Source organism: Streptomyces sp. NBC_00459, from assembly GCF_036013955.1.
In the GTDB taxonomy this organism is placed as follows: domain Bacteria; phylum Actinomycetota; class Actinomycetes; order Streptomycetales; family Streptomycetaceae; genus Streptomyces.
Map to the genome: position 1 here is coordinate 3058204 of NZ_CP107903.1, position 22246 is coordinate 3080449.

The 22246-nt window shown below is 67.9% G+C and carries 11 protein-coding genes; 6 read left to right on the forward strand and 5 right to left on the reverse strand.

Annotation, left to right across the window (positions count from 1 at the left end; genetic code table 11):
* Positions 1-61: 61 nt before the first annotated feature.
* The 5 genes from OHN74_RS13395 to OHN74_RS42885 all read left to right on the forward strand — a co-directional run bounded on the left by OHN74_RS13395 (position 62) and on the right by OHN74_RS42885 (position 5706).
* Entirely contained in the window at positions 62-1021 is a 960-nt protein-coding gene (locus OHN74_RS13395) for an ABC transporter permease (protein WP_327694800.1), read from the forward strand.
* Positions 1022-1067: 46 nt separating this feature from the next.
* Entirely contained in the window at positions 1068-3050 is a 1983-nt protein-coding gene (locus OHN74_RS13400; RefSeq protein WP_443060552.1) for a dipeptide/oligopeptide/nickel ABC transporter permease/ATP-binding protein, read from the forward strand.
* Between the two features lie 53 nt (positions 3051-3103).
* On the forward strand, positions 3104-4189 hold the full coding sequence (locus OHN74_RS13405) for an ABC transporter ATP-binding protein (protein ID WP_327694801.1): 1086 nt from the start codon (positions 3104-3106) through the stop codon (positions 4187-4189).
* A complete protein-coding gene (locus tag OHN74_RS13410; RefSeq protein ID WP_327694802.1) occupies positions 4189-5124 on the forward strand; it encodes a dihydrodipicolinate synthase family protein in 936 nt (311 codons plus the stop codon). The genes OHN74_RS13405 and OHN74_RS13410 overlap by 1 nt, the downstream gene beginning before the upstream one ends.
* Before the next feature lie 261 nt (positions 5125-5385).
* On the forward strand, positions 5386-5706 hold the full coding sequence (locus tag OHN74_RS42885; protein WP_443060388.1) for a hypothetical protein: 321 nt from the start codon (positions 5386-5388) through the stop codon (positions 5704-5706).
* Positions 5707-6069: 363 nt separating this feature from the next.
* Here the strand turns inward: OHN74_RS42885 and OHN74_RS13420 are convergent, their stop codons facing one another.
* Both OHN74_RS13420 and OHN74_RS13425 read right to left on the reverse strand, forming a co-directional pair.
* Complete coding sequence (locus OHN74_RS13420) at positions 6070-6468, reverse strand: Imm10 family immunity protein (protein ID WP_327694803.1); 399 nt, start codon at positions 6466-6468, stop codon at positions 6070-6072.
* A gap of 3 nt (positions 6469-6471) precedes the next feature.
* Entirely contained in the window at positions 6472-14661 is an 8190-nt protein-coding gene (locus OHN74_RS13425; RefSeq protein WP_327694804.1) for a ricin-type beta-trefoil lectin domain protein, read from the reverse strand.
* Positions 14662-15136: 475 nt separating this feature from the next.
* Between OHN74_RS13425 and OHN74_RS13430 the strand changes: the two genes are divergently transcribed.
* The gene (locus OHN74_RS13430; RefSeq protein WP_327694805.1) at positions 15137-18727 is read left to right on the forward strand and encodes a hypothetical protein; all 3591 of its coding nucleotides are present in this window, start codon (positions 15137-15139) and stop codon (positions 18725-18727) included.
* Positions 18728-18783: 56 nt separating this feature from the next.
* Here OHN74_RS13430 and OHN74_RS13435 read toward each other — a convergent pair whose 3' ends face one another.
* The 3 genes from OHN74_RS13435 to OHN74_RS13445 all read right to left on the reverse strand — a co-directional run bounded on the left by OHN74_RS13435 (position 18784) and on the right by OHN74_RS13445 (position 22197).
* On the reverse strand, positions 18784-20007 hold the full coding sequence (locus OHN74_RS13435) for a sialidase family protein (protein ID WP_327694806.1): 1224 nt from the start codon (positions 20005-20007) through the stop codon (positions 18784-18786).
* A gap of 232 nt (positions 20008-20239) precedes the next feature.
* A complete protein-coding gene (locus OHN74_RS13440; protein WP_327694807.1) occupies positions 20240-20908 on the reverse strand; it encodes a response regulator transcription factor in 669 nt (222 codons plus the stop codon).
* Entirely contained in the window at positions 20905-22197 is a 1293-nt protein-coding gene (locus OHN74_RS13445) for a sensor histidine kinase (RefSeq protein WP_443060389.1), read from the reverse strand. Before OHN74_RS13445 ends, OHN74_RS13440 begins: the two co-directional genes overlap by 4 nt.
* Positions 22198-22246: the final 49 nt, after the last annotated feature.

The following is a 22246-nucleotide window of genomic DNA, read 5'->3' on the forward strand; positions in this document are numbered from 1 at the left end:
GGGCCCGGACACCGCGGGTCTGACCACCGCCAAATACCGCTAGCTGTACGGGAGTTCGTACGTGGTCGCCATCGCCAGAATCCTGGCGCGCAGGATCGTCCTGCTCGTCCCGCTGATGCTCGGCATCGTGCTGTTCGTGTTCCTCGTCATGCGGTTCTCGGACGTCGACCCGGCCTCCGCGTTCTTCCAGGGCGCCAACCCGACCCCGCAGCAACTGCACGACTTCCGCGAGCAGAACGGCCTGCTCGATCCGTTCCCCGTCCGCTACTTCCACTTCATCGGCGACCTGCTCCACGGCGACATGGGCATCAGCGCGCTCACCCGCGCGCCGGTGCTCGACCAGGTCACCACGGCTCTGCCGCTGACCCTCCAACTGACCTTCCTGGGACTGGCCATCGCGGTGGTCCTGTCCCTGCTGGGCGGCGTCACGGCGGCCATCTACCGCGACCGCCTCCCCGACCAGATCATCCGGGTCGTGTCGCTCACAGGAGTGGCAGCCCCCGGCTTCTGGCTGGCGCTGCTGATGATCCAGTACCTGGCCGTCGACCTGGGCTGGTTCCCGACCGGCGGCTACATCAACCCGGCCGACTCCTTCACCGGCTGGCTGAAGACGATGACACTCCCGGCCTTCGCCCTCTCCCTCCCGGTCGCCGCGCAGCTCACGCGCATCGTCCGTACGGCGGTGGTCGAGGAGTTGGACAAGGACTACGTCCGTACGGCGATCGGCAGCGGCCTGCCACCGAGGGTGGTGGTGGGCCGCAACGTGCTGCGCAACGCGCTCATCAACCCGCTCACGGTGCTGGGCCTGCGCGTCGGCTACCTGCTCGGCGGCGCGGTCGTCATCGAGACGATCTTCTCGCTCCCCGGGATGGGCAAGCTGATGATCGACGCCGTGAAGAACGGCGACCCGGCGGTCGTCCAGGGAGTGGTCCTGACGACGGCGACCGGCTTCGTGGTCGTGAACCTGGTCATCGACATCCTCTATCTCCTGGTCAACCCACGCTTGAGGGACGCGGCCTGATGTTCAAGCTGTTCACGCGAACGAAGGGTGCGGCCTGATGTTCATGATGTTCGAACGGGGGCGCCTGGCCGCCCTCCTCTCCCGCCCGGGCATCCGCCTGCGCGGGTGGCGTCGGCTCCCGGTCATCTCCCGGATCGCGGTCTGCTTCCTGGCGGTGGTGGTGTTCGTCGCCGTCTTCGCCCCTCTCGTCGCCCCCGACGACCCCCTGGACCAACAGCCCCTGATCGGCGGCACGGGAGCCCCCTCCGCCGAGCACTGGATGGGCCAGGACAGCCTGGGCCGCGACATCATGAGCCGGCTGATCTACGGCGCCCGCTGGTCCCTCGCCATCGGCCTCGGCGCCACCGCGCTCGCCCTGACGGTGGGCGCGCTGATCGGCGCGATCGCGGCGACCTCGCGCAAGGCGGTCGACGAGACGCTGATGCGCTGCCTGGACGTGGTGATGGCGTTCCCGGGCATCGCGCTGGCCGCCGTGCTCGTCGCGGTCTTCGGCGGCGGCATCACGGTCCTGATCTGCGCGATCGCCTTCCTGTTCACCCCACCGGTGGCGCGGGTGGTGCGGGCGAACGTCCTGGACCAGTACGGCGAGGACTACGTGACGGCGGAACGGGTGATCGGCGCCCGAACACCCCACATCGTCCTGAAGCACGTGGCGATCAACTGCGCCGCCCCGGTACTGGTCTTCTGCACGGTGCAGGTGGCCGAGGCGATCGTCTTCGAGGCGTCGCTGTCGTTCATCGGCGCGGGCGTACGGCCGCCGGACCCGTCCTGGGGAAGCGTCATCGCGGACGGCAAGAACATGGTCCTGACGGGCGGTTGGTGGGCGACGGTGTTCCCCGGCCTGCTGATGCTGATCACGGTGCTGTCGTTGAACGTCCTCTCCGAGGGCGTGTCGGACGCCTGGGCGGCACCGGCGGCGCGGGACGTGAAGGTACGGGAGCAGGAGGACCCCCTGGAGGCCCCCGAGCCGGGGACCGGCAAGGTCCTGGCTCTCCCCGGCCTGACGGAGGCGGCGGAGCGCCTGCGTGCGAGGGCCCGCCCGGTACCAACCGGGCTGCCCGTACTGGCGGTTGAGAACCTGACGATCGGTTTCGCCGCCCGCCACTCGGGCGTGAACATCGTCGACGGCATCAGCTTCGAGGTCCACCCGGGCGAAGTCCTGGGCCTGGTGGGCGAGTCGGGCTGCGGCAAGTCACTGACGGCGCTGACGGTGATGGGCCTGGAACCGAAGGGCGCCCGGGTCACCGGCCAGGTCCGCTTCAACCAGCGCAACCTGCTCGCCGAACCCATGCGCGTACGCCGCAAGCTGCTGGGCCACGAGATGGCGATGATCTACCAGGACGCCCTGTCGTCCCTGAACCCGGCGATGACGATCCGATCCCAGCTCAAGCAGGTAGTACGCCGAGGAGGCCACCGCACCCCCGAGGAGCTGCTGGGCCTGGTGGGCCTCGACCCCGACCGCACCCTCCGCAGCTACCCGCACGAACTGTCCGGCGGCCAGCGCCAGCGGGTCCTGATCGCGATGGCCCTGTCCCGGGACCCGAAGCTGATCGTGGCGGACGAGCCGACGACAGCGCTGGACGTCACGGTCCAGGCCCAGATCATCGAACTGCTCCTGCGCCTGCGCGCGGAGCTGGACTTCGCCCTGATCCTGGTCTCGCACGACCTGGCCCTGGTGGCGGACGTGACGGACCGGGTGGTCGTGATGTACGGCGGCCAGATCGTCGAAACGGGAGTGACGGCGGACCTGGTCGGGTCCCCGTCCCATCACTACACCCGGGGCCTGCTTGGCAGCGTGCTGTCGTTGGAGTCGGCGGCGGTCCGCATGACCCAGATCAAGGGCACGGTCCCCTCCCCCGCCGACTTCCCCAAGGGCTGCCGCTTCGCCGACCGTTGTCCGATGGCGACGGAGGTGTGCCGTACGACGGCCCCCGATCTCCTGGGCACCCAGACCCACTTGGCGGCCTGCCACCATCCGGCGATCGACCTGACGACGCCGGAGCCGACGGGAAGCGAGAGCGTGAAGTGAGCACCAGTACGACTACGGCCACGGCTGCGGCCTCGCCTGTGTCGACTCCGTTGGTGGAACTTTCGGACACGCATGTGGTCCACAAGGCCCGCAGCGGCGGCCTGTTCACCCGGGACCGCGTGTACGCCCTGACAGGCGCCGACTTCAGGGTCGCGCCCGGCGAAACCGTGGGTGTGGTGGGCGAGTCGGGCTGCGGCAAGTCGACGCTGGCGAAGGTCCTGGTGGGCGTACAGCCGCCGACGTCGGGACAAGTGTCCTTCCGGGGCGACGACTTGTGGACGATGAAGCCGGCGGAGCGCCGCTCGGCCATCGGCACGGGCACCGGCATGATCTTCCAGGACCCCTCGACGGCCCTGAACCGCCGCCTGACGGTCCGCCAGATCCTCCGCGACCCCTTGGATGTGCACAGGCGAGGTACGACAAGGGAACGGGAGGAGCGGGTAAGGGAGTTGATGGGCCTGGTGGGCCTCCCGCGAGCCCTGGCGGACGGCCTACCGGGCCAGTTGTCGGGCGGCCAACGCCAACGGGTGGCCATCGCACGGGCGTTGGCCCTGGACCCCGACCTGGTGGTGGCGGACGAACCGACCAGCGCCCTGGACGTATCGGTCCGAGCCCAGATCCTGAACCTCCTCCTGGACCTGAAGGAGCGGCTGGGCCTGGCCCTCGTCTTCGTCTCGCACGACATCCAGACGGTACGCCGGATGAGCGACCGGGTGATCACGATGTACCTGGGCCGGATCGTGGAGGAGTCCCCCGCGGACGAGGTGACGGACGGGGCGCGTCACCCGTACACCCGGGCCCTGTTCTCGGCGACGCCGGGCCTGCTGGACCCGATCGACCCGATCCCACTGGTGGGCCCGGTCCCCTCGGCAACACATCCGCCCTCGGGCTGCCCTTTCCGCACACGCTGCTGGAAGGCGACGGAGGTGTGCGCGGAGGTGATGCCGGAGTTCACGGCCGCGTCAATCCCGGGACACCGGTTCCGTTGCCACCACCCTGTGGAGGAGGGCCGGGCGACGCGGGACCTGGTCGCCCAGGCGGTCGCCGCCGTGCCCGACGTGCAGAAACACCCTGTAGCTGACGCCTCCGACACCCCCTCCGCACCGCCGCACGGCCCGAAAGACCCCAGGGAGCCCTGATGACCTTCCCCACCCCGCTGACCGGTGTCGTCCCTCCCGTCTGCACTCCGCTGACACCGGACCGCGAGGTGGACGTACGCTCGCTCGTCAGGCTGGTCGACCACCTGGTGGAGGCGGGCGTGGACGGCCTGTTCGTACTCGGGTCGTCTTCGGAGGCGGCGTATCTGACGGATGATCAGCGCAGGCTGGTGGTGGAGACGGTGGTGGGCCACGTGGCCGGCGCGCTGCCGGTCCTGGCGGGCGCGATCGACATGACGACCCCCCGGGTACTGGACCACGTACGGTCCGTCTCGGCGGCGGGCGCGGACGCGGTCGTGGTCACGGCCCCCTTCTACACCCGCACACACCCCTCGGAGATCGCCCGCCACTTCCGCCTCGTGGCATCGGGCAGCCCGGTCCCTGTCGTGGCGTACGACCTCCCGGCCTCCGTGCACAGCAAACTGCCCCCGGGGTTGGTGCTGGAGCTGGCGGCCGACGGTGTCCTGGCGGGCCTGAAGGATTCGAGCGGCGACCTGGCATCGTTCCGGTCGGTGGTGACGGGGGCGCGGGAACACCCCGGGATCAGCGGGTTCAGCGTCCTGACGGGCAGCGAACTGCTGGTGGACTCGGCGCTGGCGATGGGTGCGGACGGGGCGGTGCCAGGGCTCGCGAACGTCGACCCTCACGGGTATGTGCGGCTGGACCGGTTCTGCCGTGCGGGTGACTGGGGACGGGCCCGGGCCGAGCAGGAACGGTTGTGCGTGCTGTTCGGCATGGTGGCTGCGGGGGATCCGGTCCGGATGGGGGGCAGCTCGGCGGGGCTGGGGGCATTCAAGGCGGCGCTTTATCTGCGGGGGGTGATTGACTTCCCGGTTACTGCTGATCCGCAGATTCCGTTGTCGGAGGACGAGGTGGAGCGGGTGGGGAAGTTCTTGGCGGGGGCGGGGTTGTTGTAGGGGGCAACGGGAGGGGTTCGCTGCGTTGCGCCCGCAGGGGCAGCAGATTCAGAACCCGGTGCCGCCTCCCGCAAAGCGTACGGGCGACACGAGCGCGATGCGGATCAGCCCAGGCTCAGGAGGCGGGGCATCGTAGACGTAGGTGACGGTGAGGGCCGGGCGTGTGCCCGTGCCTTCGAGGCGGGTCGTATAGATCTTTATGTCACTGGAAGCGCATACTCGACCGCCACCCTGCTCCTGGAGCAGAGCATCGACCTCGTCGTGATCAAGGAACTCCTCGACCACGCCCACGCCCGACTTTGCCTCCAGCGCAAAGCCATCGACACCCGGGGCAACGCCTTCAGCCTGGCCGATGACCCACCTGCCGTTGCCGTTGCCGTTGCCGTTGCCGTTGCCGTTGCCGTTGCCGTTGCCGTTGCCGTTGCCGTTGCCGTTGCCGTTGCCGTTGCCGTTGCCGTCAAGATATCCGAGAGCCCCACCGGAATCACGACCGGTGGGGCTCTCGAAATGTTGCCGTCAGGCTATCCCCCGCGGCATCAGAAGAACGTTCCGATCACCTTCGCCGGAGAGCCACTCTTCTGATTCATGAAACTCGACAAGCTCGCGAACTTCGCTTCGCACTCCCATATCGGCAGCCATACCCTGCCCAAGATCTGAACGAGGGAAGCGCGCCAGAGCAGCATGCGCCGCTTGATAGGCCCCGTAATCCTCCTCAGCCTTCAAGGAGGAAACAATCGCAGCGACACCGGCCGGGCCTTCATTGCCAGTTACCGAATCCGCCAGCTCGACATATCGATTCCAGCGACGCTCAGCCTCATCGGGAGGAGTGACCTCGTCATCGTCTTGCACCAGGTCGCCACACTCGACGATCTCTACTTTCCAGTCGGAGCAGCGCCGACTACTCCAGGCAGCATTTCCTGACGATCCGCGGCGGACATGTGGCACCTAGAACCCCACCAGTACGGGACGTTCCTCCGACCGACCCCAGTCGAGGATGTCGGGAAGCCCGGCCACGTATGCCTCCACATTCTCGACAGGAGCTTCAAACCGGACCGTCAGACTCTCCGGAATATTCAGTACTGAAGCGGCCCTCTCGGAAAAGGTGAACCGGAGGGAACCGCCGTCCCATTCCACGCGCAGGAGCCCTCCGTAGTGGGTCCTGCCACCGCTCACGAGACAGTACGTGTCCATCCCCAGGGAGATGTCCTGCTCGTCGGGTTCGTAGTCCGTCCGCTGAATAAGCAACGTGAATCCGGGGTCATCAATTCCTTCGGAGAAACCGGCCTCGACCACCTCATCCTCGTCGTCGATCTCAAACCCGACCGATTGCGCGATAAGTTCCATCTCTCATCTCTTTCTGCGACCACCAGTGGCGACCCATGTTCCAGCACCAACAGGGCTCGCCCAGGCGTAGACCACGTTCACACCCAGTTCCCTGACCATCCGGTTCATCGCTCCCCTGCAACGGGAGCAAGGGGGCAACTGCCCTACGAGACGGACAGTCTCCCCCTTGTCGACCGGAATATGCCCGGCATAGGGGTCCCCTGGGATGGGATTCTTGCCCGCCGACGCCCCGGACATTCGCCCGACACGGTTCTCGGTGTGTGTGGCGGCTTCAGTGTTGTAGCCACCGCCCAGGGATTTTTCCGCATCTGTGGAGGCTCCACTACGTACGGAATAGGACAGTCGGACGTCACCGTTCACATCCTCGATGTCAACGTCAACTGTGTGCCCTGGAGCGTCTCCACAGTTGTGGACGAGGACCGAGGTGGCTCCCGCCAGCACATAATACGTATGCAGGCTGCTGACTGTCAGGTTGTGAACAGTGGCGCCCTGAGCAGTCCAGCTCTTGATGGCGGCGACCTGAACTCGCGTGCCAGCGCTGGTCCGGAGCCACTGGCCGGCCTGGAGGTTGGTCGCGTCGATCCACTCGCCCAGTTCCGGAACCCAGAAGGGGTGGCCGTCGGTCGCAGTGACGTCGGCGGTCTTCGAGCCCTTCGCACCGTCGGTGTCGATCGTGACGTCGACGAGGTGCTTGATGCCCTCGCCCTTGATCTCGGCGGTGACCTCCTCAGCCTCGGTCTCGCCCGTTTCCGGGTCGGTGGCCATGACCTTGTCGCCGACCTTGACGTCCTTGATCGCCTTGGTCGAACCGTTGGCCATCAGGACCCGGGTCTCCGGGGTGAAGCTGTTGATCGTGCAGCTCGCGCCATCACCGGACCCCCCGTCGGATCCACCGCCCGAGTCGGAGTCATCGCGGCCGGAACCCCCGCGCGAGCCGCCGGACTTGTTCTCCGCCTTGCCCCCGCCCGACGACCCCTTCTGCTGCGAGGTCTTCCGGGCCTGGACCTGCGGAGCATTCCCCCGCGCGCCCTTCGACCCCGTATGGGACTTCTTCTTCGCGGCCTCCGCCGCAGCCTTCGCAGCCGCCCTCGCCTTGCGTTTCGCCTCGGCCGCAGCAGCCTCCGCCGCCTTCTTCGCCTTGACCAGTGCGGCCTTCGCCGCCTTGGCCGCCTTCAGCCCCGCCTCGGCAACCGCCTTCGCCGCCTTCCACGCCTTCACCGCGCCCAGCGTCGCCTCGAAGGCCTTCCACATCTTCTTGCCCTTGGAGAAGACGCTCGTCCACGGAATCGCGTCCATCAGCAAGCTGCCGCACGCCCACAGGTCGCCCTGCGAGAAGCAGCCCACGATGTCGTCCCAGCCGACGAACTCCTTGAACACCGCCCAGCCGACCGAGAGGATCACGTCGCCGATCGACCGCGACAGCGTCCGCTGGTAATCCGCGATCTTCGCATCCAGCGCCGCCATCGACGCGTCGAAGCTCGACGCCGACGACGTCAGACCCGACGGGTCCGAGTGCGTGACCGGATTGTTGTTCGCGTACGAGTAGCCGTTCGCCTGCAACGGGTCGCTCTGGTCCAGCACCGGGTCCGCCGAGACGAAGCGGCCGGTTGCCGGGTCGTACTCCCGCGCCCCCAGATGCACCAGACCCGAGCCCGCATCGTCGTCACCCGTCGCATACGCCGTCCGCGAGCGTGCCGCCACGTTCGGCGTGCGGTCCTGGCCCCACGGGTCCTTCTTCGTGATCCGGACCTGCTGGTTGCCCTCCAACTGCACCTCGGCCAGCGGGGTGCCGTTGTGGTCGACCGCGTTAGCGAACACCTGCTCGTCCGCGCCGGATGTGGACGACGCCTCCCGGTAACGCGTCACCGTCGGGGCACCGCCGTGACCGTAGGAACGCTCCGCCGAACGCAGCTTGCCCGTGGCCGTCACAGACACACTCGTGTCCGGCAGGTGGAGGACCGCGCCCGCGCCCGAACGCTCCAGCAGGCGGTTCCCCATCGCGTCGTACACATACGTCGTCTTCGACGCCGGCTTGAACACCTGGCCGGGAGCCGATGCCGAGCAGGCCGCCAGGACCAGATCGGTACCGTTCGTCAGCGATGGGGCGGACAGGCACAGGCCTGTGTCCATGTGTTTGACCTGGCCCGTGTCCAGCGTCTGCCAGCGCTGCACCGTCGCCGTCTTACTGCAGGACTGGATCTGCACTGCCGCGCCCGCGGCCGTACCGCTGGGCTGCGCACAGGAGCCCGCGACCACGAACTGCCCGATGGTGGCGTTCTCGACGACACCGTTCAGCACGCCGCCGGCGTCGGCATCGGCGGCCTTGAGGCGGAAGTTCTGCGCCTTGGTGCCGTTGCACACATGCAACTGGAGGGCCGTACCCGCCTCGGCACTGGCGCCGGTGAGGTCCAGACACATCTCGGACGCGCCCACCCACGCCCCGGAGCCGTCGGGGCCGAAGCCCGTCACCGACTCGACCTGGCCGTCCCACGTCCACGTCAGGCCCTGGGCCGTGTCACCGCCCGTCGTACGGCTCTCCAGGCTGCCCGCGTCGTTGTACTTCTGCGTGGAGCGGGTCTTGACCTCGGCATTGAGCGATGTGTAGCTCGTGGTGTCGTACGAAGTCAGTGTGTGCGGCTGGTCGTTCTTGACCGTCGGGACGTCATTGTCGCCGTAGTTGTAGTCGGTGACCACGTCGTCCTTGGTCACCCGCGCGCCAGAGGTTTTGTCGAAGGTCGGGTCGGCGTTGAGAACCGACTTCGACTTCCGGTTGCCCAGCACGTCGTACGTGTACGACTGCCAGTAACCGTCCTTGGTGGTCGCGGAGTTGGACGAGACGTTGACCGTGCCGTCCGCGTACACCGGCTCAGCCGTCGACCGACCCGAGACGGTGCAAGAAGCACCACCCGGAGTCGTCCACGCCTGCCTGAGCTGGCCCAGCGTGTCGTAGGTGAAGCACTGCCGGTCGGTGGGCTTGGTGCCGATCTTGTCCGCGACGGACAGGATGTTGCCCGACGGGTCGTAGGAGTAGTCGCGCCGACTCACCTCGTGGTTGGGGACGACCGACTTGTCGGTCGTGTTCTCCCTCAGCAGCTTGCTGGTCTGCAGTTCGCCGGTCGACTCGTCGAAGGAGTTCTCCTGCCACAGGCGGTGGCCGATCTCGCCCACCGTGGAGCGCAGCACCTGCCCGTAGGGCGAGTAGTTGGTCTCGGAGACGTACCAGTCGTCGCCGGAGACCGAGACCGGGAGGCCGGCCTCGTTGTAGCGGGTGATGACGGACTCGGCGCTCAGGCCGAACACCTCGGGGGTGGAGTACTTCTCCAGCTGACCGTCTTCGTTGTACGCGTAGTCGTACGTGTACCTGGTCTTGAAGCCGTCCACGGTCGTGCCCGAGGTCGTGCCGTCCGGCATCTGTACCGTCATCGACGTCGGCTGGTAGTCCGCCGTGTACCCGGCTATCGACGTCGTGTACGACTTGCCGCCGTCGTTGTAACGGGTCGCCGATGCCAGCTGGCCCTTACCTCCAGGGGCCGAGTCGTACACGTACGACTGAACCGCCGTGCCCGAAGTCGCGCCCGCCGCAGTGAACTTGACCTCGTTCACCCGATGGAAGCGCTCGTAGGAGTAGGTGAGCCTCTGCTTGAGGCCGTCGGTCGCCCAGTCCACCCGGCCATAGGCGTCGTACTCGGTGTGCGTGGCGCCGGTGTCCGGGTCGGTCGTGTCCGTGACGCGGCCGAGGGCGTCGTACTTCCAGGTGCGGGTGTGGCCGACCTCGTCCGTGGACCGGAACATGTCGCCGCGCACGTCGTACTCGTACGTGGTGGAGATCGCGTCGGCCTCGGTCAGCGCCGCGTCGCTGTACGTGTCCTGCTGGACCGTGCGGCCCAGTGCGTCCGTCCATACCCGGGAGGCCGGGGTGCCTACCGGCTGGCGGACGATCGTGTAGTCGAGCCCGTACTGGTAGCGGGTGCGGCGGTCCGTCGTCTTTACCCAGTTGTCACCGTTCTTGGCTTCGGCGCCCGTCTGCCAGTAGGACGAGTGGACAGGGGTGACGGTCAGGACGCGTCCCAGGCCGTCGTACGTGTACGCGGTGGCGTTGGGGATGAGCGACTCGGAGGCGGGGACGATCAGGTCGGTGCCGGGGTCGCCCGCCATGTAGTAGGCGTTGCGGGTGTAACTGACCTGGCCCGACGTGTTGTGGAAGGTGTCGGTGATCAGCTTGCCGCCGCCCACCGCCGGGGTCTGGGACTGCCGTTCACGGCCCAGGGCGTCGTAGATCGTGGTGGAGGCCGTGTAGGTGGCGTCGCCCTTGGTCTTGGTGGGGTTTCTCTTCAGTGACTCGGTGACCACGGACACCGGCTTGTCGGCGACCGTGTTGTATGTGTAGCGCGCGGTGGGGTCGTCCGTGGCGGTCTGGGTGGTGTCCCAGGCGGCCGTGGTGCGGCCCAGCGGGTCGTACGTGTACGAGGTGACCCGGTTGTTGGCGTCCTTCGAGGTCAGCGTCGCGCCGCGGCCGGGCTCCACGCTGGTGATCGTGGCGAGGCCCGTTTCGGCGCCGCTGGCGTCGAGCTTGGCACCCTGAACCGTCTTGATCTCATAGACCTGTCCGGAAGCCGGCGTGTAGGACGTCGTGTTCACCAGGTCCGTGGCGTCGGTGACCTTCTCGACCCTGCCGAACTCGTCGTACTTCGTACGCGACTCGGGGGCGTCCGAGTTCCAGTCCGTGCCGTCACCGAGCGGTGTCACCGTCCTGGTCACCTGGCCCTTGGTGGGCGTGGCGGTCAGCAAGGTGGCGTCGTCGTAGAAGACGCGCGAACCGGTCACCAGCGTCGAAGCCGTCGCTGCCGACAGCCCGGTGGAGCAGGTGGAAGCGCCGGTCGTGGTGACTGTCTCGGCGACCAGACCGATCAGGTAGGCGTTGGTGTTGTGCACGTACGAGGTTCGGGTGCACGACTCGTCGCCAGGCTTCGCACGGTCGCCGTACTCACGGACCTCGGTCGGCAGACCGTACGAGTCGTAGTCGGTCTCCGTCAGTACTGTGCGCAGGGGTTCGTCGTCGCCCGGGCGGGTGCCCGAGGACTTGGTGACCGTCTTGACACTGTCAAGCGTGACGCGCTCGGAGACCACGTCCGGGCCGTCGGTGCGGTTGCGGGTGGCCAGCCGCACCGGGGCGTCAGGGTAATTGACCGTACGGGATATCCACTCGGTGGCGCCGGCGCTGGAGTCGGGGTAGGTCAAGGCCTCGGCGACCATGCCCGCGTACGCCCTGCGGTCGTCCGCGATCTCCGCGCCGGTGACGTCCGTGACCTTGAAAGAGCGCTTGGTGTCGTCGTCGGGCTTGTCGGGTGTGGCGGTGTCCAGGAGGACGTCGTCGCTCATGCCCCGGAAGTAGCGGGTGACCGACTTGGACGCGGGGTTGCCCACAGAGGTCACTGTGGGTCCGGTGATCGTGGTGACGACCGGGTAGCCGCGCCAGTCGTCCCAGGTACGCGTCTTGGGACGGGAGAACTCTGCCTGGTTCTTGGCCCACAGGGCGCCGACGACCTTGTCGGCCGCGTTGGTCTCGGTCGCGTACTGGTACGTCGTCGTCACGTCCGCCGCGTCCACCAGTTGGGCGTCCTCGGTGATCGACTCCACGACGTACTTGTGGAACCAGGAGGTCCGTTTGTCGGCCAGCTCACCATCGGAATGCCAGAAGACCGGGTAGCAGCGCAGCGTGTTCTGGTCGACCGGAGGGAAGTTCGTACCGGTGAGACACGCGCCCTCGGGCGTCTTGTACGTGACGCGTGTGCTGCCGCCGTACTCGGAGACCACCGTCTGGATGCGCAGTCGGCCGAAGAGCGGGTCTGTGTCGCCCGCCCCCTGCTTGACCCGGTTGGGCAGCGCCTTGTCGTTGTGGCCGAAGCGAACCGGGCTGAGATGCTTGGTGTCACCGTCCACGGCGTAGCCGGTACGGGTGATGGACTCCAGCCACAGCGCGGTGTAGTTACCGGTCAGGCCCCAGGGGAACGACTGGGCGAGGCTCCAAGAGTCCACCTTCGACAGCAGGGTCGTGCCGAAAAGTTCGTCGCCGTCGATGCCGCACGCGTTCCGGGAACCTGAGTCTGTGCTCGGGTTGTACTCGGTGAGCTTGACACCCTGCTCGCGCTGAGTGCACGCCGTGACCGTTGCCAGGCGGTTGCGCGACCAGAACGTGGGGGCGTACGTCGAGCACTTCTCGCCCGCCTCACAGGCGAGGTCGGCCGGGGTGTCGTACCAGGCACGGGTACGGTCCGACTGTTTGGAGTCAAAGTTGGCCTCGGTGCACTCCGGCGTCTTGTCACCGGCCTCCTCGAAGCAGCGTTCCTGCGCCGTGAACTTCATACGGCCCAGCGGCTCGGCGGTGAACAGGGCGCCCGCACGCTGGCCGTAGTCGATACGGGTCAGGTAGCCGGCCCGGTCATAGGCGACCGCCTTCGCCACTTTGTTGTTCTTGGCGTAGGCGTTGGTCTCCTTGCCCCACCACAGCGACATCGCGTTGCCGTTGAGGTCGACGACGTAGTCGAGCTGGAAACGCCAGCCCTGGTCGCAGAAGGAGTCCTCGAACTTGGTGGCGTGGCACGGGTCGCTGCTGTGGTTACCCGCGACCGGCACCTTCAGGACCGACTTGGTCTCCTCCTTGCCGGAGGACCAGCCCGGCAGGCGGTTGAGACCGAAGTAGTACTGGGTACCGTCACTGGTGGTGACCCGCCAGAACTCCCCGTTGTTGTCACCGTTGTTGGACGTGTGGGTGACATCCAGGATGCGCTTGTAGTCGGCTTCGGTGAGCAGTTCCACGCGAGTGTTGTCGCCCCGCGCGCTCTTCCACGTCTCGTCGGCGTCGCTGCGCACCAGTTCCGTGGTGGTGCCGTTCAGCGACAGCACCGCGTTGTACGAGCCCCAGCACTGGTCGCCGGTGAACTTGTCCTTGTTGTTCGCGTTGGCGGTGTCCGCCGCACAGCCCACGAACGTGCGGGTGATCGCGCCCGGGTTGTAGTCCCAGCCCTCGCCGATCCAGGACACCTGGTTGTTCGTGGCGGACGTACGGCCGTCCGAGGACTGGGAGTTGTAGCTCAGCGTCACGTTCGGAGACGGCCCCGAGGGAACCTCCGGCCCCGCCATCGTGTACGCGTACGTGAACGCGCCCGAGGAACCTCCCTGCGACCAGGAACCGGCCGAGGACAGCGGGGTCGCGCCGAAGTCACCGCCGGAGCCCGCACCATGGGAGACACCCATCACCAACGCGCCGCCGGTGGAATCGGCGGCCTGCCGCACGCTCCCTGCCTGGTTGTCTTCACGCCACACGGCCGAGTCGACAGAACCCTTGTCGGTGGCAGCGGCGGTGGAGGCGCCGGTGGCCGTGGCACTCGCCACCGACTTCAAGTCGGTCGTGTCCATGGTCAGGTTGAGGAAGGTCACCTGCGCCGGCTCGGCGGTCTTGGCGTCCTCGGCCGCCTCGTCGGGGGCGGTGTCCTCGCCCGGGTCCGTCTCCGAACCGGAGGAGTCTCCGGTGTCACCCACCGGCACGATCACCTCGTCGGCGGTGCGCTCGACCTCGGTGGTCACCGGGATGCCCGTCGAACATCCCTCGTCGTTGGGGGTGGTGGCGTAGCAGGCGGGCATCAGGGCGAATGACAGCCGGTCCAGCCACTGCGCGCTGTACGTCTCGGCGAAACGCGTCGCGTCGATCTGCACGACCACGTCACCGGTGGCGGTGTCCGGTGCGTCGACCTCAAGCAGGAGGCCCTGCGCACCCGCGGCCACCGCGTCTGCCTCGGGCTCGACGGTAACGTTCCACGCGCCCTCAAGGGAATCGGCCTGCGCCTGCGACGCACCCTCGGGTGCGGTCACGCCTACGGTCAGCGTGCCGTCGGTGGAGGCGGCGACCGGTTTGGCAGCTCCGCCTGCAGTGAGGTCTGCGACCGGCGCGGGCAGGTCGACGGCCGCTGGGACCTCCGCCACCGCGGGCGGGTCGTAGGCCTTCGCCGGCTTGGTCGAGGGGACGCCGTCGAGCTCTTCGAGTTCGTCGGTCTTGGTCTCGTCGACGGGGACGGCATCCGTCTCCTGGAGGTCGTCGAGTTCGACCTCTGTCGTACGGGTGGTGTTGTCAGGACCCAGGGCCAATGCGCTTGGCAGCGCGGTGATGTTGAGGGCGAGGAACACCGCGGCGACCACACCGAGTCGTGCTCTTCGGCGTATCAGTCGTTCATGAGACGACCTGCGCGCCAGCCAACCTCTGCCGCACCACGACAAACCCCCACCCACGGCCAACCGACCTTCCCCGACCCGACTCACAACCATCAGAAACGTTCAGACCGTTGGCACATGGTGATCAACGATGAGACGAAATTTGAATCTTTGTGAAGATCGTCGTCAAGGAAAAATAAGTCTGTGTTAGCTATGTCACCGTCCAAATCTGAACAAAGAAAGGCAAAAAAACGTACCAAGGTCCCCGTTCTCTCACCTGGCCAGTTCTCCTTCTCCACAAGGGTGTTGATCTCGCAGGGGTCGCCTGCCCATACTCCAACCGCCCGAGCACAGCGCGTCGCGCGTTCGCACGGTCTGTCACCAGGCCCTAGGGCATCCCCGAACAGCCGCGCCGCAGCGACACCGCCGCGACGTGGCCCATCCCGCGTTGGAGAAGGGCCCCTTGAGCGACCTCGACAGCGCCGCCGAACCGAGCGAGGCGGCCCCCGAAGCGATGCCCCCGCAAGCTGTGACCAGCAGACGGCGCGGGCGGATCGCCCTTGCCGCGGCTCTCGTGCTGGCCCTGCTCGCCGGCGGTGCCACCGTCCTGGCCCTGCGCGACGACACTGGCGCCAAGACGTCGTCCGAGGCAGATGCCAACACCAAACGCGCAAGCAAACTCAGCGACGAGGACGCGGCCCAGCAGAAGGCCCGCAGGACCGGCAAGAAGACCGAAGTCGCCTCGCTCACCGACGAGTTCTCCCAGACCTTCGCCAACCCCGATGGCACCTTCACATACAAGGCCTCCGCGCAAGCCCAGCGGGCGAAGAACGCCAAGGGGGAGTGGGCTCCGATCGACACCTCACTGCGGAAGCAGAAGGACGGCTGGTCCACTGTCAACAGCCTTTACCCCGTCGCTTTCGCAACCGGCGACCCCGGCCGTACCCTGGGAGCCAAGTCCCGGGCGAGCGGCGGAAGCTCCAACAGTTCCGGTATCCGTACGGCGTCGTACCGCACGTCCAACCACATGTCCGCCCACGCTGCCGTACAGGCCGCCGATGAGGCCGAGGTCTCCTGGACCCCGCTCCTGACGATGACCGCCGAAGGGCACGAGGTCCAGGTCGAGTGGCCCGGCCCGCTGCCCGAGCCGGTGATCGAGGACAACAAGGCCCTGTACGAAGGCGTGTTGCCGGATGTCGACCTGATGCTGACAGCGCGGGACACCGGCTACACCCACGTCCTGGTCATCCACACCCCCGAGGCCGCCGCCGCCCTGGCCGCGAACCTGCCCCGCTACCGCTTCAGCTCACCCACGCTCACGTTCTCGCTCGACCCTGCCACCGACGTCATGCGCGGCACGGACAACGCGGGCAACGAGATAACCGTCTCCCCGACGCCCTTCCTGTGGGACTCCGCAGGCACTCACGACACGGACACCCCGGCCGCCGACCCGGACGCCGCCACCGGCACCAACGAGAACCCTGAGGTCGTCGAGGAGTGGACCGGGGACGACGGCACTTCGGACAGCGGCGCTTCGGAGGACGGGGGCACCGACGACCCGATGGCCCCCTGGAACAACGTCCCCGCAGCCGGTGACGCCGACCCTGTCGCGTACGCCGTCCCCGCAGCCACCGACGCCAACCCGACGCTCGCGCTGCCCGCCGTGCACGGCCCCGGCGAAGGCGCACACGCCACCACCGCCGCAGCTGCCCTGAACAACGACGGTGTTCTGACCATCGCCCCGCCCAGTAGCTACCTCACCGCTGACGAGGCCCCGGTCTACCCGGTGTTCCTGGACCCCTCCACCGTCGGAATCCGCGCAAGTTGGACGACTGTCTACAAGAAGTACCCCAACTCCAGCTTCTACGACGGCGCCAACTACAACGAGGACACCAAGGAAGCCCGGGTCGGCTTCGAGCGGGACACATGGGGAACCGCCCGGTCCCTCTTCAAGCTCAAGTTCCAGAAGAGCATCACCGGCGCGAGCGTCACCAACGCCAGACTGGAGATTCTGGAAACCCACTCCTGGTCGTGCGCCAAGCGCACGATGCAGGTGTGGCACACCGGTCCCTTCTCCTCCGGCACCACCTGGAACAAGCAGCCCACCTGGAGCCGGAAGATCACTTCCAAGTCGTTCGCCTACGGCTGGAAGTCCAACAGCGCCTGCCCGGACACCAACGTCAACTTCACTCTGACCTCGTTGGCCCAGGAGGCCGCCAACAATGGCTGGAGCACCCTCAATCTGGGTCTGGTGGCCTCCAACTCCTCCGCTGCCCCGACCTCCAACGCGACCAGCCTGGAGACGGACGCCTACTCCTGGAAGAAGTTCCAGGCAGAGGGCGACCGCTCCCCGGAGCTGTTCATCGACTACAACCGCAGGCCCAACACCCCGACCTCGGTGGCCATGCAGCCAGGCTCCTGCGACACCAGCGCCAAGCCCTACATTCGGCTCGGCAAGACCACGCCCTACATCAGCGCCAAAGCGACGGACCCCGACGGGGTCCTCACCAAACTGGAGTTCGAGATCGGCAGGGACGGCACCGACGACGCCGACAACTACAACAACACCAAGAGGAGCGCCTTCAGCACGATCAGCAACGGTGAGACCGGCTCGACCAGCCTCACCAACCTGGTGAACGGCGTCACCTACCAGTGGCGGGTGCGAGCCTGGGACGAACAGTCCAGCAGCAGTTGGGGACCCAGTACCGGCACCAAGTGGTGCCGCTTCACCTACGACACCACCCTCCCTTCCTCTCCCGGCGTCGACTCGGTGGATTTCCCGGGCGACAACAACAACAACGGCGACAGCGAAGTGTGGTCCGAGAAGACGTTTGGTAACACCGGGTCCTTCAAGTTCACTGTCATCGACAGCGACAACGACAAGGTGCATGACCCGGACAAGGACGTCGTCAAGTTCGTCTACTCCATCAACTCCACGAACTACGCCAACTGGATCTGCGCGAACGGCACACAGGGAACCTCGGACGGTCTGGTGAAGTCCTGCGCCGCCACCAGCACCCCCGTCGTCTCGCTCACCGCCACGAACGTCAAGCCACCTTCCGCCGGCCCCAACACCCTCTATGCCAAGGCAGTGGACGCGGCGGGCAACATCTCCGGCGAAGCCAAGTACATGTTCTACGTGACTCCACGTCCCATGGCTGACGCCGCAGGCGACCTCAGCGGCGACGGAGCCCCCGACTTCGCCTCACTCTCCGAAGCGGGAAACCTACTGGTCACCGCAGTTTCCAAGAGCGGGACGTGGATCTCCGGCTCCTGGGGCATCCACAAGAACTGGGAGCTGCTCCTGGACGGCAAAACCGCCCCCCACCTCTGGGACGGCGCCTCCACCAACCCCCAGTACTCCCTGATCACCCACAACGGCGACTTCGCCCCCGCCGACGGCGCCACCGACTGGGTGATGCGCACCCCCGACGGCGGACTCTTCATCTACCCCGGTGACGGCTACGGCGGCCTCGACGTCAGTCGGCGCATCGAGGTACGGCTCCCGGCCAACGCGCCCTCCCCCGCCACCTTCTCCGAGATCAAGTCGGCGGGTGACATCACCGGCGACGGCCAGCCCGAACTCTTCGTCGCCGGTGGTACCAACGGCTCCGAGCTTTGGGGCTTCTCCGGCTACAGCGGCGGCTACTTCACCACGGCCACCCAGATGACCACCGCCAACTGGGACACCCGGGACCTCGTCACGATCGCCTACTTCAACGACGACGACGCCGCCGACATGATCTACCGCATCGCCAACGGCACCCTCTACCTCCGTAAAGGCATCCCCGACGGCAACGGCGGCACGGTCCTCACCAGCCTGGGCACGTCCGGCGCCAGTCTGGACGGCGACGACGTCTACGCCACCGGCATGACGCCCACCGCCTTCCCCCTGCTCTACGGCAGCCCGGACAACACCGGCGACGGCAACCCCGACATCTGGGCGACCAACTCCGCCGGGGCACTGCTGCTTTACCACGGCGGCGCCACCACCATCGGCAGCGCCAGCACCCTCCGTACCAGCGGCTACGCCACGGTCAAGCAGCTGGGCTGACGAGAACTGGGCCCCGGCAGCCCGCATCCGAGAGCCGCCGGGGCCCACCCACCCCCTCAGCCCACCCCACCCACCGACACCCGCCGGAACTCGATCGACTCGTAGGTCCCCTCGGTCCCCGTCTCGTAGAGCACCCCCACCACCCGCCGGTCCACCCGCACCAGGTCCGAGTAGGCCGCCCTCCGGTTCGACAACGTCAGTACCTTCGTGAACGTCTCTCCCCCGTCCCCGCTCCGCCAGACGGCCATCGACCGGCGTGCCGTGGGTTCCGAAGGACCCGAGAACAGCAACGCGTCCGAGCCGCCCCGCAGTTGGAGGACGCTTCCCTGCACGATCGGGACGTCGTTCAACGTCGGCTGGACGGTGTACGGGCGGTCCAGGGACTTCGCGCCGTCGCTCGAATAGGCGTCCAACCGGTTCCCGGGCATCAGTCCGTTCTGATCCCTGGACGAGAAGTACAGCCTGCCGTCCGGGAGTTGGGCGGCGCTCGTCTCGTTGGCGTTCTCGATGCCGTCGTAGGAGTCGTCGACGAAGCCGATGCGCCACGTACGGCCGCCGTTGTCGCTGTAGATCGCGTGACCGCCGTAGTACCTGGACTCCTGACCGGTGTCGGCAGAACCCTTCGGCGGGGCGGCCGAGTGGTTGGACGGGATCACGATCCGGCCCGCGTGCGGGCCCCTCGACAGGAACACCGCGTGGCCCGGACCCGTCGCGTACCAGCGCCAGTTCGAGCGTTTCACCTGGGCCGTGATGTCGCGCGGGGGCGTGAAGCGCCGGCCGTCGTTCGTGCCGGTGCTGGTCTGGACGAAGACCCTGCGGCTCTGCTGCGGCGTCGCCTCGCCGCGCATGATCTGGGCCTCCGTCACCACGCCGGAGTTGTACGACGTCACCAGCACGATGCGGCCCGTCCTCTCGTCCACCACCGGCGCCGGATTGCCGCGCGTGTCACCGCGCCCGGCCGCGACCACCGACAGCGGGCCCCAGGTGCAGCCGCCGTCCATGGAGCGGCGCAGGACCACGTCGATGTTGCCGCTGTCTCCGGCGCCGTTGTGTCTGCCCTCGGCGAAGGCCAGGAGGGTGCCCTTGCGGGTCTTGACGGTGGCGGGGATGCGGTAGGTGTCGTAGCCGCCCCTGCCCGCGGTGTACGGGACGGACGAGGTGCAGTACGAGCGGGTGACCGCCCGGGCCTTCGTCGCGGTGAGGTCGGTGCCGATTCCGGTGCCGGTGATCAGGGCCGCGCCGGTGGTGGCGGCGAGCAGGATACGGCTCAGGGGCGTCATCGCTCTCCCTTGCGGAGTGGAGTGGGGGGACGAGGGACGAGGGTGTGGGCGTCTGGCGTGCCGACACAAAGGCGACAGGAGGCGACAGCAGGTGACAGCAGGTGACAAGTGATGAGAGAAGGCGACAATAACTCCGCTGACGGATCGTCACCATGCATGGCACGTAAGGAACATACGTACCCGCACTCCCACCCCACCCCTTTGCGCCACTCGCCCTCGACCCCTCCACACCTCACCCCGCCCCCGGCGTCACCATCCCCGACTCGTACGCCACGATCACCAGCTGTGCCCGGTCCCGCGCGCCCAGCTTGCCCATGATCCGGCTGACGTGGGTCTTCGCGGTCAGCGGGCTCAGGCCCAGGGTCTCCGCGATCTCCGTGTTGTTGAGGCCCCGTGCGACCAGCCTCAGCACCCCGCGTTCCCGTTCCGACAGGCATTCGGGGCCGCCCGTCGGCGTCGGCGCCTCGGCGTTGCGCAGCAGACGGGCTATCAGACGGGCCGTGGGGCCCGGTGAGAGCAGGGCCTCGCCTGCCGCCACCGTGCGGATGGCGTCGAGGAGTTCCGCGGGCCTGGTGTCCTTGACCAGGAACCCCGACGCGCCCGCGCGCAGCGCCTCCACCACGTGCTCGTCCGTGTCGTACGTCGTCAGGACCAGCACCTTCACGCCCGCCAGATCCTCATCGGCGGCGATCAGCCGGGTCGCCTCGATGCCGTCGAGGTCGGGCATCCGCAGGTCCATGACGACCAGGTCGGCGCGGGCGCTGCGGGCCAGTTCGACGGCCTGACGGCCCGTACCCGCCTGCCCCACCACCTCCATGCCCGGCGCCGACTCGACGAGCATCGCGAACGCCGCCCGTACGAGCGTCTGGTCGTCGGCGAGCAGTACGCGAATGGCAGTCATCTGGCCTCCTCCCCCTTCCGGTTCACCGGCAGCGGAAGTACCGCGCGCACCGTGAACCCCCCGTTCTCCCCCGGGCCGGCGTCGAGTGTGCCGCCCACGCTCCGTGCCCGTTCCCGCATCCCGACCAGCCCGAAGCCGCAGTCTGCGGGCGCGTCCCCGTTCTCCCCCACGCCGTCCTCCCCCACGCCGTCGTCCGTCACCTCGACGCGCAGGGCGCCCTCACCCCCGTACAGCAGCACTCGTACCGTCAGATCCTCCCGTCCCCCGTGCCGTACCGCGTTCGTGAGCGCCTCCTGGACGATCCGGTAGGCGGCCGCGCCCACGGCAGGGGGTACCTCGTCCGCCCGTACCTCCAGTTCGACCTCGGCGCCCGACGCCCGCGCCGTCTCCGCGAGGTCGGACAGGCCGGCCAGCCCCGGCAACGGGCCGCGCCCGTCTCCCGCCCCCTGGCCCTCCCGCAGCACCTCCAGCGTCGTACGCAGCTCACCGCGTGCCGTTCGGCAGGTCTCGGCGATGTCGTCCAGGGATCTGGCCACCGCCGCGCGGTCCAGGCGGTCCGGGTCGGCGGCCAGGACGTGTGCGGCCACGGCGGTCTGGACGCCGACGAGGGTGATGGTGTGGGCCAGCAGGTCGTGCAGGTCACGGGCGACGCGCAGGCGTTCCTCGGCGACGCGGCGGCGGGCCTCCTCCTCGCGCGTGCGTTCGGCCCGTTCGGCGCGTTCGACGATGGCCGAGACGTACTGGCGGTAGAAGCGGACGTCGATGCCGAAGAAGAGCACCGCGGCGATCCAGCCGGAGATCCGCAGCAGTTCGACGGCCTGGTGCATGCTCACGGTGAGCATCACGCTCAGGGCGATACCGAGGACCACGACCCCGGTCGCGATCGTGCGCAGGGGGCGACCGGTGACGGCGACCGTGTACAGCGCGATGTACGCGGCCGGGGTCGGCGCGTTGTGGTTGTAGTCGAGCGCGTGGTACGGCACGACGAGCGCCACCACCGCGACGAGCACCGGCATCGGACGGCGCCGCCGCCACACGATCGGCACGTACGCGCCGAGCAGCAGCGCCCAGCCGAGCCCGTCCGGACGGCCGCCCTGGTCGAGGGTGTCCGGACGGCTTTCTCCCCCGTCGGTGAGCAGGGCGAGGGCCGTGGCCATCACGGCGCCGGTCAGCGCGAGCAGCACGTCGTTGCGGAGCGCGTGCGGGGCGCTGCGCGGGTCGCGGGTGATCGCGGTCATGATCCGCTCGCCCCACCCAACGGGGGCCGCTCTCGCGGTGGTTGGCTGCACGGGCCCATCCTCCGTCAGCGGGCGCCCCGCCGTCAGGGAGGGGCGCCCA